The organism is Mesorhizobium sp. M8A.F.Ca.ET.165.01.1.1 (assembly GCF_004792065.1).
Taxonomy (GTDB): Bacteria; Pseudomonadota; Alphaproteobacteria; order Rhizobiales; family Rhizobiaceae; genus Mesorhizobium.
Map to the genome: position 1 here is coordinate 235,797 of NZ_SRTH01000005.1, position 16,453 is coordinate 252,249.

Here is a 16,453-nt window from a genome sequence, read left to right on the forward strand (position 1 = left end):
GCCGAGCCTGATCGGGACTGTTTGGAAAAACCTTTTCTCAACGCAAGCTAGGGCACATCAAAGACCTGTTCAAGAGAAAAATTGCAGTCGCTGGCGCGATCGGACTTCGCGGGGCGCGGCCAATCGGTGCCGGGCTCACAGGTCGCCGTGCGCATTCATGGACTCAAGACCGCTTCGGCAGCTTCTCAGCGGAAATCATCCGATGTCAGCACATACAAGCTCTTGTGGGTGCGGCTGTAGGCCTTGGCGGCGACGTCGTGGATCGTGGAGCTCGACCTGTCGAAGGCGGCAAGATAGCCGGCCTCGTCGGCGGTGGTGTCGGGCTGCATCCTGGTCATGGCATCGGCGGCCACGGAGAAGGAAATCTGCAGCATGCCGTCATGGCCGACGAAGCGGATGCGTTGACCGGCCACGTCATAGCTGCGGCTGCGGTTGGGGAAGGTCAGGCTCATGTCTTGACCCCCGTTGCGGCGGCCTTCTTGGCCACCCGTTTCGCCTTCGGCGTGGGGTTCAGCGCTTCGGCCACGCGGTCGGCTTCTTCCTTGGCCAGCCGCAACTCCCTCAGCCGTTTCGTCTTGATCTCCCTGGCACGCGCCTCGGACATGTATTCAGCGGTCGCCTTGTTGTGCTCCGCCGTCTTCTTCTGCTTGTCGACAAAGCGGGCTTGGGCTTTTTCCATCAGAGTCTGATTGCCATCGGCCATCGAACAAATCTCCTTCATGCTGAAATCGTGAAAACGAACTTGTCCGATAAATAGGCGCTCGGCAGGAAAAATTCAATCTTTCGAATTATTTGGCGCTTTGCGGGCACCGAGAAAGCGAGCGCTGAAATAATACTTTTGAATATTTTCCCGCGGCCAAGATTATCCTTGCCTCCGGGAAATGTAGGTTGGGCCGAGGTGCCAACGGACGCTATTTCGAACGGAAATCCGTTTCGCACCTTCCTGAAATTGCCTAGGATGGTCCGGTGGTCGATTGGGGGCGTTTGCGGAAAACGGAACCGCGATTCTGCATACGGAGACAAGCCATGTTTGCCGCCAAGGCCATCGACGCCTCCAACAAGGCCGAATTCTACCGCGACCTCGCCAAGCAATTGAAGGCATTGCTGGAGGGCGAGGGCGATTCCATCGCCAACGCCGCCAACACCTCGGCGCTGATCTTCCAGATGGTGCCCGACCTCAACTGGGCTGGCTTCTACTTCCTGGCATCGGACGAGGAACTGGTGCTCGGCCCCTTCCAGGGCAAGCCGGCCTGCGTGCGCATCACTGTCGGCAAGGGCGTGTGCGGAACGGCGGTCGAGCTCGGCACTTCGATGCTGATCAAGGACGTGCATGATTTCCCCGGCCACATCGCTTGCGACGCCGACTCGCGCTCCGAACTGGTGGTGCTGCTGGAAGACGAGGAGGGTGTCTTCGGCGTTCTCGATCTCGACAGCCCGACGCCCGGCCGTTTCGACGGTGCCGACCAGGCCGGCATCGAGGCGCTGGCGGCAATCTATGTCGCGGCGAGTTCGTTCGAGGATTGAATCCGGCTCACAAGCAGATTCAGACAAGGCCTCCTGGAGCGGTTCAGGGTTTGATCTCTGACCCGCTCTAACTTCTTGTTTTTACTCAACTCCCAAGGGGAAGCGCTAGGCGCTTCTCCCGGGAAAACCGCTACGCACTTTTCCTGGAATTGCTCTAAGCCCTTGATTTGACAGATGCCGTGTGCCCCTATGCCTTCACGCGCAGGGACAGGCGGATCAGGCCAGCTTCACCAGCATCAGGCTGAAGCCGCCGATGAACAGGAAGGCGCAGAAGGCGAGCGCCAGCGGGCGCAGGCCGCGCGAGCGAAGCTGCGAAATGTCGGCCTGCAGGCCCATGGCGGCGAGCCCCATGGTCAGCATGATGGTGGTGGCAAGCACTATCGCCTGCTTCACTTCGGCCGGTACCGCGACAAGGCTGTTCAGCGCCACGACGGCGACGAAGGCGGCGACGAACCACGGCATGGGCGGGCGCGCCGCCGAGGGGTCGCCGCTCTTGCGGCGTGCCATCAGGCCGAGCGCGATGACCATCGGCGCCAGCATGGCGACGCGCGTCAGCTTGGCCACGGTGGCGATCTCGCCGGATTGGGTGCCGTTCTGGAAACCGGCGCCGATGACCTGCGCCACCTCATGGATCGAGGCGCCCGCCCACAGGCCAAAAGCGTGCTGGTCGAGGCCAAGCAGCGGCGCCAGCAGCGGGAAGCCGAGCATGGCGACGGTGCCGAACAAGGTGATCGAGGCGACGGCATAGGTGACGTCCTCATCGCGCGCGTCGGTGACGATGTTGGTGGCCACGATCGCCGAGGCGCCGCAGATCGAAGTGCCGGCGGCGATCAGCTGCGCCAGCTTGGCATCGACGCCGATCAGCCGGCCGAGCGTGATGGTGAAGAGGAAGGTGGCGCCAAGGGTCGCCGCCACGATGCCGACGCCGCTGGCGCCGATCGAAACCACCTGGCCGAGCGTCAACTGGAAGCCGAGCAGCACGATGGCGAAGCGCAGCAGGCGCTTTTGCGAGAAGGCGATGCCGGCCTTGGCGTGCGCCGGCGTGCCGAGCACATTGGAATAGACCATGCCGGCCACGACGGCCAGGATCATCGGGCTGAACAAGGCGAAGCCGGAGACATTGCGGGCGGAGAAGGCGACGGCCGTGATCATCGACACCAGCACGATCCCGGGGATGATGCCGTTCCACAGGGAATCGAGGCGCTTGCGGCCCCGCGCCAGATCGGCGGAAATCCTGCTTTTCGGAATATCGTTCGCGATGCGGGTCATGGAAGACAATGCAATTCTCCAGGCGGGTATCCCGGGGAAATGCCATTTCATAATCGATCTTTCCAACGAATTATTTTGGTTGGAATGATCTATTTTTACGAACGATTGGCCGTCCAAACGGTCTCAAGGACGCGTGGGCGCATTGCTTATGGCTTGGCGATGCATCGCACCGAGCTGCGAGAACGCAATCCGTCGGGCTACAACAAGTCCTGCCACCGCCGTGCGCCATGAATGACACGCACGATCTCCGCACCGTCGTCCGTTTGGCGATAGAGGATCAAGTAGTTTCCCGCAGGGAACGTGCGCAAGCCCGGTCGCACTTCCGGCCGGGCAATGCCCATGCCCGGCATGTCGGCGATGCGTTCGCAATGGGCATGGATTTCGTCATACCAACGCAACGCCGCCGCAGGACTGTCCTCGGCTATATAAAGCGCGATGGCTTCGATATCAGCTTCGGCCTCCGGTCGAAGGCGTAGCGTCATCGCGATGTGCGCTCGGCAATCCTCGCATCAAGCTTGCCTTTGATCCGGGCGAAGGCATCGCGGCCGTCGACCGGATCGCCGCTTGCCATGCCTTCGTCCCAAAGCCGGCCTAGCTCGTCGATGGCTTGGTCGCGTTGCATCCGACGAAACTTCCACTCGCGCAAGGCCTCGCGCATGACTTCGCTCGCCGAAGCGTATTCGCCCGCCGCAACGGCCTCGCGCATCATGGTTGCCATTTCGGGCGTGAGGGCAACGCTCACTTTCTCGACATTCGCCATCGGCGGGTTCTCCTACCTGGGCAAAGTAGGCAAGTTTACCACCGGCTGCAAGGAGGCCAGGTGGCGCATGACATCAAAGCTGTGCCTCGATCGCCGCCTTGTCGATCACCGACCAGACGTTCCTGATCCTGTCGTTCAGATATTCATAGAAGACGTTCTCGCTGAAGGAGACCTTTTTGCCATTGATGGGCAGGCCGAGGAACGTTCCCTTGGGCGTGCAGTTGAACTGGAGGCGGCTGGCGATGAAAGGCGGATCGGAGATCAGCAGTTGCACATCGAAATAGAGGTCCGGAATTTCCCGAAAATCCCGCTCCAGCATGTCGCGATAGCCTGACAATCCGACGCGGTCGCCATTGTAGTGCACCTCGTCATGGACGAAGCGGTGCAGCCTTTGCCAATCCTGGTTGTTGAGGCAGTCGATATAGCCTCGATAGAGATCGGTTTCGGTCACGGTGATGGCTCCGTTGCTGACGCTTGGACGAGATCATGCTCGACCGGAAGATAGAACGACCGTGGGCACAGTCCAGACGTTCCAGCCCCGGTACCGGAATGCATCGACCAGCAGCGAGCAGGCTGATGTCGCAGTAGGCGTGCGCGCTCTACGACCCAGCCGGATGAGGTCGACATCAACAAGATCCTGTCTAGGCCGACGGCGCAGGAGTGTTGAAACAGGGCTGACAGTTCGATGGCTCGCTTGCGTTCATGACCCACATGCTCGGACGATCGGTGGAAACATCAACCGCGTCGTCATCCTCGGGTCTGCGCCGCGTCGCTACGCTCCTTGCTTCGCCCGTGGATGACGAAGTCGGGGGCTTGGGCCAATCCCCAGATCTTGACGCACCGCTCTTCCTGCGCCAGCTTGCCGCCATGTTCGCTCGCGCGCCCGCCAACACCAAGCGACGCCGCTCCTGCATAGCGCGGAGCGGCAGGCTGATTGCGCGACGATAAATCCGGCACGATAGATCCGGTTTGTTCGTTTCCCGCCCCGCCCGCACCATCAGCCGGCGGGGTTTTCATGTCTGGAGCCTTTTGATGATTGCCAATCCTTCCATCCGGTTTCGGCCGGCCGAGCCTGCCGACGCCGCCGCGATCAGGGATATCGTGCGTGCCGCCTATGCCAGATGGGTGCCGGTGATCGGCCGCGAGCCGCTGCCGATGCGTGCCGATTACGACAAGGCTGTCGCCGAGCATCCGTTCGATCTCGCCGTCGAGGACGACCGCATCGTCGGCATGATCGAGACTTTGCTCGCCGACGATCATCTGTGGGTCGAGAATGTCTGCGTCGCGCCGCAGGCGCAGGGCAGGGGCATCGGCCGGCTGCTGCTGGAGCGCGCCGAGAGCAAGGCGCGCGCGGCGGGACGCGCGGAGCTGCGACTGTTGACCAACGGCGCCTTCGAAGCCAATGTGTCGCTCTATCGCAAGCTTGGCTATGCGATCGATCGGGAGGAGCCGTTCCTGAACGGAACGACGATCTATATGAGCAAGCGGCTTGTTGGATGCCCACCAACCGGAACGTGAGGATGGCTGCCAGGATCAAGCTCAAGCAACTCCCCGGCCTGTATGCGATTTCGCGACTTCAAGTCGGTGACGGCATTCCTGCCTGGGCTGACGGACCAGGCTTCGTCAGCATCACCAGAACCGACGACGAGCTCTCGATCACCTGCCTTCAGGATCGCGTGCCGGATGCCGTCAAGCACGATCGCGACTGGGTCGCCTTCAAGTTGCAAGGGCCGTTTGCGTTCGACGAAACCGGCATTGTGCTGTCCGTCATCAGGCCGCTGTCGGAAAACGGTTTGGGCATCTTCCTGGTATCGACCTTCGATGGCGACCACCTGCTGGTGAAAGCGACAGACGAGCCCGCGGCTAGAGGATTTCTGGGCGAAGCCGGGCATACGCTGCTCTAGGCAGCTCATCGCCGGCCGCTGATCAACGATTGGCGCTCTGGCTCAATCCCTGGCGCGCTGGCTCAACCATTTCTGGGGTTGCGTTTGACAGCGCCGTTCGCGCATCGTTATTTCTAGCCCGATATCACGGCCGGACCGGCCATGCGGCACCCCCAGGGAGAAAACCATGTCACACGATCTGCAGTTCTATATCGATGGCGCGTGGGTCGATCCTGTGGTGCCCAACACGCTCGACGTCATCGATCCGTCGAATGAAGACGCCTTCGCGCAGATCTCGCTCGGCTCCAAGGCCGATGTCGACAAGGCGGTGGCCGCCGCCAAGCGCGCCTTCAACACATATGGTTTCACCTCGGTCGAGGAGCGCCTCGATATCCTCAACCGCGTCATCGAGATCTACAAGAAGCGCAGCAAGGACCTGGCGCTTGCCGTGTCGCGCGAGATGGGCGCACCGCGCCAGATGGCGCTCGACAGCCAGGTGGGCGTCGGTCTCGCGCATTTGCAGAAGATGGCCGAGACGCTGAAGAATTTCCAGTTCCGCCATGTCAAGGGCAACCATCTCGTGGTCAAGGAGCCGATCGGCGTCGTCGGCCTGATCACGCCGTGGAACTGGCCGCTGAACCAGATCACCTGCAAGGTGGGGCCGGCACTCGCCGCCGGCTGCACCATGGTGCTGAAGCCGTCCGAAATCGCGCCGCTCGACGCCATCATCTTCGCCGAGATCATCGACGAGGCCGGCGTGCCGAAGGGCGTGTTCAACCTCGTCAACGGTGACGGCCCTGGCGTCGGCCAGGCGCTGTCCAGCCACCCCGACATCGACATGATGTCGTTCACCGGTTCGACCCGGGCCGGCATATTGGTGGCCAAGGCCGCCGCAGACACCGTCAAGCGCGTGCATCAGGAACTGGGCGGCAAGTCGGCCAACATCCTGTTCCCGGATGTCGACCTCGCCACCGCCGTCAGCAAGGGGGTCGCCGGCTGCTTCGGCAACAGCGGCCAGTCCTGCAACGCGCCGACCCGCATGTTCGTGCCGCGCGACCGCCACGACGAGGCCGCGGGATACGCCAAGGTCGCGGCTGAAAAATTCACCGTCGGCCCGGCCGACGGCGCCAACACCAGGCTCGGCCCTGTCGTCAGCCAGGTCCAGTTCGACAAGATCCAGGACCTGATCCAGAGCGGCATCGACGAGGGTGCGACGCTGGTCGCCGGCGGCCCCGGCCGTCCTGCCGAACTCAACCGCGGCTACTATGTCAGGCCGACCGTGTTCGCCGACGTCACCCACGACATGCGCATCGCGCGCGAAGAGGTTTTTGGCCCGGTGCTGGCGATCCTGCCCTACGACACGGTCGAGCAGGCGGTCGAGCAGGCCAACGACACCGTCTACGGCCTTGCCTCCTACATCCAGGCCAAGGACCTGCAGAAGGCCCGCGACGTGGCGGCGCGCATGCGCTCGGGCAATGTCTACATCAACTATCCCCAATGGGACGCCGGCCTGCCCTTCGGCGGCTACAAGCAGTCCGGCAACGGCCGCGAATACGCCGAATACGGGCTCGAGGATTTCCTCGAGATCAAGGGCATCGCCGGCTATGAGGCGGCGGAGTAGTTCTTTGGCCGCAGCGTAGCTGGAGAGGGGCCGGCGCCGCCCCTCATCTGCCTGCCGGCATCTTCTCCCCGTATAGTGACGGGAGAAGGACGCTTTCGCGGATGATTTCGCCAATCTCCAGCATTGCGAAGGCGGCGCCGGCATTGCGGCCTGCCCCTTTCTCCCCGTCTCTATACGGGGAGAAATGTCCGGCAGGACAATGAGGGGCGGCGCCGACCTCGGCGATTAGCGGTCTCGGTCACAAGGCCCACACTGATATGCTCAGCCATACCCCCCCCCATCCTTGCCAATTGGCAGATACATGCTATATATCTGCCATTAGCGAGGTCTAAACATGCAGCTTCAAGCCATCACCACGACGCCGGCCGCGGTCGGCTCAGCCATATCGAATGAAGAGGCCGGTGCGCTGGCGCGCACCACGGTCAATCTGTTCAAGGCCTGGAACCTCACCGACTTCGAGGCCTGCGTGCTGCTTGGCGGCATTTCGGCCCGCACCTGGGCGCGGTGGAAGGAGGGCGGCATCGGCCGGATCGACCGCGACCTGCGCACCCGCATGGCGCATCTGATGGGCATCCACAAGGGGCTGCGCTACCTCTTCACCGAGCCGGCGCGCGGCTATGCCTGGATCCGCAAGCCCAATGCCACTTTCGGCGGGCAGTCGGCGCTCGACCTGATGCTGCGCGGCGACATCTCCGATCTCGCGGCGATGCGCGAATGGCTCGACGCGGAGCGTGGTGCATGGTGAGTGGACTGGCGGTCCGGCGCCGCGTCCACTGGCCACAGACCTATCGCATCATCCGCTCCATCCATCCGCCGATCGACCTGTTCGAGGATATTGCCGACCCGCGCGACTGGGAGGCGCTGGCCGCCGTCGAGGAGAAGACCAATCCGCGCATCCGGCTCGAGTTCGGCGATCTCGGCAAGGTGCCGGCCGCAAGGCGGGTTTCCGGTCCGGGCGCCAGCTTCGTCATGGCGCCTTTCGTGCATTGCTCGACCTTGCGGCCCGGCCGGTTCTCGGACGGCAGCTACGGCATCTATTATGCCGGCGACAGCGAGGACGTGGCGCTCGCCGAAACCATCCACCATCACCAGAAATTCATGCGCGCCACCAACGAGGCGCCGGGCTGGACGGCCGATTTCCGCGTGCTGATCGGCAGCGTCGACCGCGACCTCGACGACGTCAACGCGGTACCCGGCGTGCTCGACCCGGACGACTACACGGCGTCGCAGGCGGAAGGGCGGGCGCTGCGGGCCTCGGGAAGCGACGGGCTGGTGTGGAACAGCGTGCGCATGCCGGACGGAGCGTGCATCGGCATCTTCTGGCCCGACGTCATCGGTGTCCCGGTCCAGGGCCGCCACTACAGTTATCACTGGGACGGCGGCCGCGTCGACTTCGTGCGCCAGCACGACACCGGCAAGGTGCTCGAAGTGGTGTGAGCAGGGCGGGGCGGCTTGTCCTCACGCCAACGCCGCCGCCAGCAGTTTCGCCTGCGGCGTCAGCGCCTCGAAGCTGCGGGCGCACAGGTTGAGCTGGCGCGTGGCCCAGTCATCGCCGAGCCGCAGGCTGCGCAGCGTGCGGGCCGAACGGCGCGCCGCACTTTCGGGCACGATGGCGATGCCGGCGCCTTGCGAGACCAGCCGGCAGACATTGTCGAGGCCGGGCACGCGGATGCGGAAGTGCAGGTGGCCACCGAGCCGGGTGGCCTGGCGGGCGATGTGCTCCTGCAAGGGATGACCGGCGCTCAAGCCGACGAAGGCTTCGCCGAGAAGGTCGGCAAGGCTGGCGGTCTGGCCTTCGAGGCCGGGCCTGTTCCGCGCCGTGATCACCACCAGGCGGTCGACGAAGAACGGTTTTTGCTCGAGATGCGAAAGGCCGGCCCAGGTCGCGGCGATGCCAAGATCGGCGGCACCGTTCGCCACCGCCTCGGCGATCTCATGGCTGGGGCGTTCGTCGAGCTCGATGTCGATCCCGGGATGCGCGACCAGGAAGGCCGGCAGCGTGTCGCGCAGGAGTTCGCTGGTCGCCCCCGTGTTGGCCATCAGCCGTACGCGGGCGCGCAGGCCCGTGGCATAGGCGCCGAGGTCGCCGGCCATCGCCTCGATCTGGTTCTGCACCGCGCGCGCATGGTGGAGCAGCGCCTGTCCGGCCGCCGTCGGCACCACGCCGCGCCGGCGCCGCTCCAGAAGCGGCGCGCCGAGGCTTTCCTCCATGCCCTTGATGCGCGCGCTGGCCGAGGCGAGAGCGAGGCCGGCGAGTTCGGCGCCGTGGGTGATGCTGCCGCGTTCGGCCACCAGCAGGAACAGCCTGAGATCGGTGAGGTCGAAGCGCATTTCTCGCTCCCGCAAATCGTGTCGTGCCAGGCTCAGCCTTCGTTCACGCCGAAGGCTGGCAGCGCAACTTCCACATTGTGGGCGGCCCGCATGTCAGTCAAATCATTTGCGACGGAGATAAGCTATGCGTGAAAAAACATCAGGCCGGCAAGGGCTAGGCATTCTTGAAACCGCGGCGAACGTGCTGGCGATCGCGGTGGCCTCGCTTGCCATGGCGCAAGCGCAGCCTGGCTTGCCGGGATGCGCCGTGGCGGCGGCTTCCGTCAACCGCGATGCCGTGCCGGCAAGCCAGGATGCCGAGGCGACGGACATGTTGTTGCATGACTGAAGGAACCGGCGTGCCCGGGCTCTATCCCAAGGAACGTCCATCGATGCTGAGCGGCCATCCATGCTAAGCATCGGCGCCGTCGCCTTCATCGGTTTCGTGTTTCTCGCCGCCGGCCTCGTCAAGGGCGTCGTCGGCATGGGGCTGCCGACCGTGGCGATGGGCCTACTGGCGGCGGCCATGCCGCCGGCTGAGGCCGCCGCCTTGCTGTTGATTCCGTCGCTGGTCACCAATCTCTGGCAGTTGTTCACCGGTCCGTCCTTCGGCGGCTTGTGCAAACGGCTGTGGACGATGATGGCCGGTGTCGTCGTCGGCACCGTGACTGGCGCCGGCCTGCTGACCGGCGCGCACACGATGATCGCCTCGGCCGGGCTTGGCGCCGCGCTGATGCTCTACGCGCTTGTCGGCCTGGCCAAGGCCAGCTTCACCACGCCGGCGCGCCACGAGGCCTGGATATCGCCGCTGGTCGGCGTGGCGACCGGGCTGGTCACCGGCGCCACCGGCGTTTTCGTCATTCCGGCGGTGCCCTATCTGCAATCGTTGCGGCTGGGCCGGGAAGACCTGATCCAGGCGCTTGGCCTCTCCTTCACCGTATCGACCTTGGCCCTCGGCTTCGGACTGTTCAGGGCCGGCGCGCTTGCCTCGCCGACGGCGCAACTGGCTGGGTCGGTGCTGGCCCTGGCGCCGGCGCTGGCCGGCATGGTCGTCGGCCAGGCGCTGCGCCAAAGGATGAGCGTCGAGACTTTTCGCACGGTGTTCTTCGCCGGCTTGCTGGCGCTCGGGGCCTATCTCGCGTTGGAGGCTGCGCTGCAGGGCTAGTCTAAAAAAGCCAGGCCCCAAAACCTCTTTCGAGTGTTTCGGCGGGGCCCGGCATTTTGGAGGATCAAGCGGTGCGCTTGCGTGCCTGCATGACGCTCAGCCATATGGCCGAGACGAGAAAATAGAAGGCGCCGAACGCGGCATAGGGCGCGATATCGGTGATGCCGGGCGTGGCGGCGCCGATCGCCTGTTTGATGAAGAAGCCGCCGGCAAGCGCCGACTGCGCACCGCTCAGCACCATCGCCCATTGCGCGCCCGCCCGCCAACGGCGCACGCCGGTCGCAAGCTGGAACAGGCCGGAGAGAATGGCCCATGCCCCGAACACCGCCAGGACCGCGTGCGGGCCCTGTCCAAGGGCGATGAAGACCGCGATCGCCGTGATCGTGCTGACCGCCGCGTTGAGCGCCTGGCTGGGATTGGCCTTCAGGCCGCCGCTGCGCTGCGCGTCCAGAACATTGGCGATCGCGTCCCAGGCGGGGTAGGCGACCAGGAGTATCGCCGCGACCGGCGGCGCGCTTTTGCCAAGGGTGAAGGCCGCCGCCACCCACGCGACCGAAAAGCCGGCCCGGAGGAAATAATATGACTTCAGCCACTGCGATGCGGCAACGCCGCTGGGCGCCTGGATGGTTTGAGTGCTCATTGGAACGTCCTGTCTTGTTGGATGGCCCGAGGCTGAGAGGCGGCGGGTTGACCCGCTTGATCACGCCCTCGGGGTTGGATGATTGGAACAGTCCATTCTCGCGCCCTCGGCGCGGGAATGGCTTTGCGCCAAGGCAAAACAGCGCATAATCAATGGGAATGCGCTATCCTTGCCAAGGAATGTATGAGAACCGGTCGGCCATATCCATGATTGAATCGCCTGAAAACTTGACCATTCTTCCGGATGGAGGGCCGCGTGCGGGTGTCTCCGGCGACCTTCTCTCGCATGTGCTGGCGCAGATCAGGCTTACCGGCGACGAGGTTTTTTCACGCACGCTGGCGGAGGCGGAGCAACTCGATCTCGACGAGGGGCAGGCTCATATCGTCGTGGTGACGGCCGGCGCACTGCGCATGGAGAGCGAGGACCAGGCTGCCGCCGTCATCGAGGCCGGCGACCTCGTGCTGCTGCCTCGCGGTCCCGGCGCGTCGCGGCTGGTGGCATCGCATCCACGCGTCACGATCGTCGTCTGCCGCTTCTGGTTCGATCCGGACAGCTTGCGGGGGATGATCTTCGCCTTGCCGCACTGCATTCACATCCAGCGTGCCCAGGGGGCAGGGTGGGTCGATGGAATGCTGCCTTTCCTGATGGTCGAAACCAGCGGCGCCCAGCCGGGTGCTGCCTTGATGATTTCCCGCCTCATCGATCTCATGGTCATCCGCACCTTGCGCAGCTGGGTCCATGAAGGGCACGCCACGGGCTGGCTCGGCGGGCTTTCCGATGCCCGCATCGCCCGTTCCCTGAAGGCCATCCACGAAAGGCCGCTGCAGCGGTGGAGCATCAATGAACTGGCCGACAAGGCCGGCATGTCACGTTCGAGCTTCTGCGAGCGCTTCGCCGCGCTCGTCGGGCGTTCACCGCTCCGCTACCAGAATGAATGGCGCCTGGGCCTGGCCCGCGATCTGCTGGCCAGGCGGGACGCGCGCGTGGGCGAGATCGGCTTGCGCATCGGCTACGAATCCGAAGCCGCCTTCAGCCGGGCCTACAAACAGCTCTTCGGGCACCCGCCACGGGTTGAATATGCGCTGACCAATGAACCCGCCAAGCAGCCCTGACCGGCGGCGCCATTTTGTAAAAAGTGAGCTGCGGGACCTACCGCACCACCAGCACCGGGATCTCGGTGTAGGACAGCACTTCCGCCGTCTGGCTGCCCAGAAGCAGCCTGCCCAGCCCGCGGCGGCCATGCGAGGCCATGACGATCAGGTCGCAGCCTTGCGTCTTGGACAGGTCCAGGATCGCTTCGGCGGGCCGTTTGTCCTCGACATGGACCAGTTTGGCGGAGACGCCGGCGGCATCTGCGGATGCCTTGCATTTGTCGAGCACTTCCCTGCCATAGCGGCGCGATTCTTCCTGGAAGACGGCCAGTTCATCGCCGGCGGCGTAGCCGGCCATGGCGCCGCCCCAGGCGAAGATCGGGAATTGTTCCGAAACGGTGACGAAGGTGACGGCGGCGCCGAGGTCCTTGGCCAAAATGAGGCCCTGGGCGACGCCCTTGCCGGCCAGTTCCGAGCCGTCGGTGGCGATGAGCAGATGTTTGTACATGATGATCCGACCTGTGATGCCTGATTACTCTCCAACATAGATAGTTATGCCTCCGCGCTCATTCATTGAGCCAAAGCGGCGGGGATCAGGGCCAGCGAGGGATTCGATATCCAGAGCTTGGTGTCTCGGGCGGTCAATCGTTGGCGCCGGCGCCGCCCGTCATTGCCCTGCCGGGCATTTCTCCCCGTAAACGGGGAGAAATAAGCTGCCTCAAGGCCGCCGCCTCACTTGCAACGCTGCCGATTGGCGAAACCAGCGGCGACAGCGTCCTTCTCCCCGTTTACGGGGAGAAGGTGGCGGCAGCCAGATGAGGGGCGGCGCCAGCGCATCGAGAAGAGGCATGCATTTCGCCAGCCGGATTCCCCTTCGCGAAATCGTCCTCTAAGGTGCCGACAACTTTGAAAGGCATTCCATGAGCAGCGCGTTTCCACAGATCCATCTGGTCCGGCATGGCGAGACCGCGTGGAGCCTTTCGGGGCAGCATACAGGCCGCACCGATATGCCGCTGACGCCGGCCGGCGAAGCGGCGGCGCGCGGTGTGGTGGACCGCCTGAAAGGCCTGTCGTTTTCCCAGGTTTGGTCGAGCCCCTCGCAGCGCGCCTACAACACCAGCGTGCTCGCTGGCTTTGGCGCGCGGAGCGTGAAGATGGACGATCTGCAGGAGTGGGATTACGGCGCCTATGAAGGGCGCACGACCAAGGAGATCCTGGCCGAGCGGCCGGGCTGGAACGTGTTTCGCGACGGTTGCCCGCAAGGCGAGACGGCGGCCGATGTCGGCGCCCGCGCCGACAGGATCATGGATCGCCTGCGCAAGGCCAATGCCGACATACTGATTTTTTCCAGCGCGCATTTCCTGCGCGTGCTCGCCGCCCGCTGGCTCGGCCTGCCGCCGGAAGGCGGCGCGCTGTTCGTGCTCGACACGGCCAGCATCAGCGTGCTGGGTTATGAGCATGATCTGACCGAGCCGGTCGTGCGCAAGTGGAACGGGAAGTAGGCAGGCCACATCAACCAGATGCGGTGACGCCTATCGTCTTCGTCATCCACGGGCGAAGCAAGGAGCGAAGCGACGCGGCGCAGACCCCTGGAGCTGCTTCGCAGCCCAAGGGATCCATGCCGCGACTTCGGGGCGCAGCCACGGTGCGGAATTCTGCTCCGCTGCGCTTCACGGCAAAGGTCCCGGCATGGATCCTAGGGTCTCCGCGACGGAGCTGCGCTCCTGCTTCGCCCTAGGATGACGACGTGTTGGGTGGCTTTGGCTAATTCCGATGCTGGACGCTAATCAACTCAAACCGCGCGCCCGCCTCCTACCTCTCGAACTTCCTGATCGCCTCGGCGGTGATGGGCTGGAAGAAATTCACCAGATTGCCGTCGGGGTCACGGAACAGCAGCGAGCGGTTGCCCCAAGGCATGGTGGTCGGCTCCTGCACGGTCGTCTTCTTGATGAGGTCCGACAGCCGGGCGAATTCGGCATCGACGTCGCCGACGCGGAATTCGAGGATGGCGGTGTGGTTGTCGGCGGGGCGGGCGATGTCGCCGCCGAACAGCATCAGGGTGCGCGTGCTGCCGATTGCCAGCGTGCAGGCCGGGGTCGCCAGTTCGGCGAAGTCTTCCGTGTATACGGTCACCGGCATGCCGGTGATCTCACCGTAGAAGCGCACGAGGCGCTGGACATCTGACGTGATGATGCGGACAGAGACGAAATTCATCGCATTGGCTCCTTGATCTCGAAGCCGCGAGCGGGCTTCCCAGCCGATGCATAGACCAGGCCTCCTGACAGCTTTCTGTCAGGAGAGGAGTTGTGACGGTTACGCTTCGGGTTCGGTCCAGACCGGCGGCAGGCCGAAAGCCGCGAACAAATCGGGGCCGAGCGGGCCGACATAGACCGTCAGCGCGGTGATCCGGCCTTCGGCCGGCTCGATGACGTGCAGCGATTGCGCGCGCCATTCCGGGTCGTGAAACCGCTGCGCGTAGATCGCGACCGCGGGCTGGCCGTTGGCCCTTGTCGCCACCGCGCGATAGCCGGCGTAATTGTTCCACACGGTCTTGAAGAAGTCGTGGATCGCCTGGCGCCCCTGATACCAGTCATGCCATGGCGGCATGTGGTAGGTGGCGTCTTCGCGCAGCAGTTCGACGAAGCCATCGAGATTGGCGGCCTCCCAGGTCCTGATATAGCGTTCGAGCAGCAGGTCCTCGTCGGGGCTTGGCCGCGCGCGCTGCAGTGGCCGCCCCTTTGGAAAGCGTTCGCCAAGTGTGGCGCGCGCCCGCTGCAAGGCACTGTTGACCGACGCCGTCGAGCCGCCCAGCAATTGAGCCGCCTCCAGCGCCGACCAGCCGAGCACGTCGCACAGCAAAAGCACGGCGCGCTGCCTGGGCGGCAGAAGCTGGATCGCCGCGACGAAGGCCAGCCGGACGGCCTCACGGGTTTCGTAGCGTGCGTCCGGCCCGGGTGCGCCATCGGCGAGATCGGGCAGCTCGGCGTCCGGGTAAGGTTCCAGCCAGGCGAGTTCGGCGGCCGGCCCGGCAGCGGCGCGGCCTTCGGTCGACGGCCGTGCGGGCTCTTCGAGAATGCGGCGCGCCGACGACCTCGCCTTGATCGCGTTGAGGCAATTGTTGGTGGCAATGGCGTAGAGCCAGCCACGCGGCGAGCCGTGGCCGCCGAATTGCGCGCGGCCGCGCCATGCCTTCAGGAACGTGTCCTGGACGAGGTCGTCGGCCTCGTGCAGCGAGCCCATCATCCGGTAGCAGTGCAGCTTGAGTTCGCGGCGGTGGGTGGTGGTCAGGCGCTCGAAGGCCGGCCGGTCGAGGACCGGCCGGCCCGATGGCCCGGAAGCGCCAGGAGCATCCGTCATTTCAAGTCCACTGTAACGATTTCGGGCCATCCTGCGCGCCTCACGCCGCCGCCGCAAGGCCGCTGCCGCTCACCGTGAAGGCGGTGCCCTGCATCTTGCCGCCGGCAAGCGTCACCACGGCGCTGGCGACATCGGCGGGCGTCTGCATATCGGTCATGCTGGCCAGGAAATCCGCCGGGCTGATGCCGAGATAGGCCGAAACGCCCGATATGCCGCGCTGGCCGACGCCGGTGCCGGCCATGATGCGCATCGGCGCCAGCGCCATGAAACGCAGGCCGAGGCCAAGCCGGTCGGCTTCCTTCTGGCTGTGGGCGGCGAGGAACAACTGCATGCGCTTGGCGCCGGAGTAGCCGCCGGAATTGGGCGGGCCGCCGCTGAATGCAGCGCCGCTGGAGATCAGCACCACGCGGCTGCCGGGCTTCAGCCGGCCGCGCAGCGCCGCCTGGCAGAACAGGAAGGACGCCTTGACGTCCATTTCCCAATTGGCGGAGAATTCGTCCCAGCCCTGGTCCTGAATCGGTGCCGACGGGGCGAAGGCACCGGCGCAGATCACCAGCACGTCCGGTTCGAGAGCGGCGAAGACCGCATCGGGTGCCACCTCCTGCGTGGCGTCCGCCACGAGCGTCCTTACGCCTGACGCCTCCCAGGAGAGTTCCTTCAAAGCGTCCGCGCCCCGGGCGACGGCGAGCACGGTTGCTCCCTCGCTCAGCGCAGCCTTCACGATGGAGCGGCCGACGCCCCGGCTGCCTCCGACGACGACAACATTTTGACCTTGCAACGATCCCATGGTTCACCTCGCTGTTCCGGCCCGGAGGAATTCCGGCGCCTGATGA

23 protein-coding genes are annotated in these 16,453 nt (G+C 64.7%); 10 read left to right on the forward strand and 13 right to left on the reverse strand.

What is annotated here, in order from left to right; translation table 11 throughout:
* Nucleotides 1-185: 185 nt before the first annotated feature.
* Complete coding sequence (locus EN808_RS16945) at nucleotides 186-452, reverse strand: DUF1488 domain-containing protein (protein ID WP_127280275.1); 267 nt, start codon at nucleotides 450-452, stop codon at nucleotides 186-188.
* Nucleotides 449-703, reverse strand: coding sequence for a hypothetical protein (locus EN808_RS16950; RefSeq protein WP_127280276.1), 255 nt, complete (start codon nucleotides 701-703; stop codon nucleotides 449-451). The genes EN808_RS16945 and EN808_RS16950 overlap by 4 nt, the downstream gene beginning before the upstream one ends.
* Nucleotides 704-1,026: 323 nt before the next feature.
* Here EN808_RS16950 and EN808_RS16955 point away from each other — a divergent pair, with 323 nt between their 5' ends.
* On the forward strand, nucleotides 1,027-1,524 hold the full coding sequence (locus tag EN808_RS16955) for a GAF domain-containing protein (RefSeq protein ID WP_135916446.1): 498 nt from the start codon (nucleotides 1,027-1,029) through the stop codon (nucleotides 1,522-1,524).
* A 216-nt stretch (nucleotides 1,525-1,740) separates the two neighbouring features.
* On the opposite strand, the gene EN808_RS16965 is transcribed toward EN808_RS16955, so the two are convergent.
* The 5 genes from EN808_RS16965 to EN808_RS16985 form a co-directional block, all read right to left on the reverse strand.
* On the reverse strand, nucleotides 1,741-2,802 hold the full coding sequence (locus tag EN808_RS16965; protein WP_135916447.1) for a YeiH family protein: 1,062 nt from the start codon (nucleotides 2,800-2,802) through the stop codon (nucleotides 1,741-1,743).
* A gap of 188 nt (nucleotides 2,803-2,990) precedes the next feature.
* Complete coding sequence (locus tag EN808_RS16970; protein ID WP_127280279.1) at nucleotides 2,991-3,275, reverse strand: type II toxin-antitoxin system RelE/ParE family toxin; 285 nt, start codon at nucleotides 3,273-3,275, stop codon at nucleotides 2,991-2,993.
* Complete coding sequence (locus EN808_RS16975) at nucleotides 3,272-3,553, reverse strand: type II toxin-antitoxin system ParD family antitoxin (protein WP_135867376.1); 282 nt, start codon at nucleotides 3,551-3,553, stop codon at nucleotides 3,272-3,274. The genes EN808_RS16970 and EN808_RS16975 overlap by 4 nt, the downstream gene beginning before the upstream one ends.
* Before the next feature lie 73 nt (nucleotides 3,554-3,626).
* Complete coding sequence (locus EN808_RS16980; RefSeq protein WP_127870188.1) at nucleotides 3,627-4,004, reverse strand: ester cyclase; 378 nt, start codon at nucleotides 4,002-4,004, stop codon at nucleotides 3,627-3,629.
* A 296-nt stretch (nucleotides 4,005-4,300) separates the two neighbouring features.
* The gene (locus EN808_RS16985) at nucleotides 4,301-4,570 is read right to left on the reverse strand and encodes a hypothetical protein (protein WP_135882534.1); all 270 of its coding nucleotides are present in this window, start codon (nucleotides 4,568-4,570) and stop codon (nucleotides 4,301-4,303) included.
* Between the two features lie 15 nt (nucleotides 4,571-4,585).
* Here EN808_RS16985 and EN808_RS16990 point away from each other — a divergent pair, with 15 nt between their 5' ends.
* The 5 genes from EN808_RS16990 to EN808_RS17015 all read left to right on the forward strand — a co-directional run bounded on the left by EN808_RS16990 (nucleotide 4,586) and on the right by EN808_RS17015 (nucleotide 8,494).
* On the forward strand, nucleotides 4,586-5,071 hold the full coding sequence (locus tag EN808_RS16990; protein ID WP_135916448.1) for a GNAT family N-acetyltransferase: 486 nt from the start codon (nucleotides 4,586-4,588) through the stop codon (nucleotides 5,069-5,071).
* A gap of 2 nt (nucleotides 5,072-5,073) precedes the next feature.
* Entirely contained in the window at nucleotides 5,074-5,457 is a 384-nt protein-coding gene (locus tag EN808_RS16995; protein ID WP_135916449.1) for an ACT domain-containing protein, read from the forward strand.
* Between the two features lie 166 nt (nucleotides 5,458-5,623).
* Nucleotides 5,624-7,057, forward strand: a complete 1,434-nt coding sequence (locus tag EN808_RS17000) for an aldehyde dehydrogenase family protein (protein WP_135916450.1) — start codon at nucleotides 5,624-5,626, stop codon at nucleotides 7,055-7,057.
* Nucleotides 7,058-7,391: 334 nt separating this feature from the next.
* The gene (locus EN808_RS17010) at nucleotides 7,392-7,802 is read left to right on the forward strand and encodes an MbcA/ParS/Xre antitoxin family protein (RefSeq protein WP_135916451.1); all 411 of its coding nucleotides are present in this window, start codon (nucleotides 7,392-7,394) and stop codon (nucleotides 7,800-7,802) included.
* A complete protein-coding gene (locus tag EN808_RS17015; protein ID WP_135882540.1) occupies nucleotides 7,796-8,494 on the forward strand; it encodes an RES family NAD+ phosphorylase in 699 nt (232 codons plus the stop codon). Before EN808_RS17010 ends, EN808_RS17015 begins: the two co-directional genes overlap by 7 nt.
* 21 nt (nucleotides 8,495-8,515) lie before the next feature.
* On the opposite strand, the gene EN808_RS17020 is transcribed toward EN808_RS17015, so the two are convergent.
* Nucleotides 8,516-9,388 carry a LysR substrate-binding domain-containing protein gene (locus EN808_RS17020; protein WP_135916452.1) on the reverse strand — a complete coding sequence of 291 codons (873 nt, stop codon included), beginning with the start codon at nucleotides 9,386-9,388 and terminating at the stop codon, nucleotides 8,516-8,518.
* Nucleotides 9,389-9,512: 124 nt separating this feature from the next.
* Between EN808_RS17020 and EN808_RS17025 the strand changes: the two genes are divergently transcribed.
* Complete coding sequence (locus EN808_RS17025) at nucleotides 9,513-9,716, forward strand: hypothetical protein (RefSeq protein WP_135916453.1); 204 nt, start codon at nucleotides 9,513-9,515, stop codon at nucleotides 9,714-9,716.
* A gap of 60 nt (nucleotides 9,717-9,776) precedes the next feature.
* Entirely contained in the window at nucleotides 9,777-10,532 is a 756-nt protein-coding gene (locus EN808_RS17030) for a sulfite exporter TauE/SafE family protein (RefSeq protein WP_135882544.1), read from the forward strand.
* Nucleotides 10,533-10,596: 64 nt separating this feature from the next.
* On the opposite strand, the gene EN808_RS17035 is transcribed toward EN808_RS17030, so the two are convergent.
* Nucleotides 10,597-11,172 carry a DUF308 domain-containing protein gene (locus EN808_RS17035; RefSeq protein WP_135916454.1) on the reverse strand — a complete coding sequence of 192 codons (576 nt, stop codon included), beginning with the start codon at nucleotides 11,170-11,172 and terminating at the stop codon, nucleotides 10,597-10,599.
* 206 nt (nucleotides 11,173-11,378) lie between these two features.
* Between EN808_RS17035 and EN808_RS17040 the strand changes: the two genes are divergently transcribed.
* Nucleotides 11,379-12,284, forward strand: a complete 906-nt coding sequence (locus EN808_RS17040) for an AraC family transcriptional regulator (RefSeq protein ID WP_135916455.1) — start codon at nucleotides 11,379-11,381, stop codon at nucleotides 12,282-12,284.
* A 37-nt stretch (nucleotides 12,285-12,321) separates the two neighbouring features.
* Here the strand turns inward: EN808_RS17040 and EN808_RS17045 are convergent, their stop codons facing one another.
* Nucleotides 12,322-12,771 carry a universal stress protein gene (locus EN808_RS17045; RefSeq protein ID WP_135916456.1) on the reverse strand — a complete coding sequence of 150 codons (450 nt, stop codon included), beginning with the start codon at nucleotides 12,769-12,771 and terminating at the stop codon, nucleotides 12,322-12,324.
* Between the two features lie 412 nt (nucleotides 12,772-13,183).
* Between EN808_RS17045 and EN808_RS17050 the strand changes: the two genes are divergently transcribed.
* On the forward strand, nucleotides 13,184-13,765 hold the full coding sequence (locus EN808_RS17050) for a histidine phosphatase family protein (RefSeq protein ID WP_135916457.1): 582 nt from the start codon (nucleotides 13,184-13,186) through the stop codon (nucleotides 13,763-13,765).
* Between the two features lie 310 nt (nucleotides 13,766-14,075).
* Here the strand turns inward: EN808_RS17050 and EN808_RS17055 are convergent, their stop codons facing one another.
* From EN808_RS17055 to EN808_RS17065, 3 genes are all read right to left on the reverse strand, one after another.
* Complete coding sequence (locus EN808_RS17055; protein WP_127280128.1) at nucleotides 14,076-14,477, reverse strand: VOC family protein; 402 nt, start codon at nucleotides 14,475-14,477, stop codon at nucleotides 14,076-14,078.
* A 99-nt stretch (nucleotides 14,478-14,576) separates the two neighbouring features.
* The gene (locus tag EN808_RS17060; RefSeq protein WP_127870191.1) at nucleotides 14,577-15,620 is read right to left on the reverse strand and encodes an RNA polymerase subunit sigma-70; all 1,044 of its coding nucleotides are present in this window, start codon (nucleotides 15,618-15,620) and stop codon (nucleotides 14,577-14,579) included.
* Nucleotides 15,621-15,660: 40 nt separating this feature from the next.
* Nucleotides 15,661-16,407: an SDR family NAD(P)-dependent oxidoreductase gene (locus EN808_RS17065; protein WP_127280130.1), complete on the reverse strand. Its 747-nt coding sequence runs from the start codon at nucleotides 16,405-16,407 to the stop codon at nucleotides 15,661-15,663.
* Between the last annotated feature and the right edge of the window lie 46 nt (nucleotides 16,408-16,453).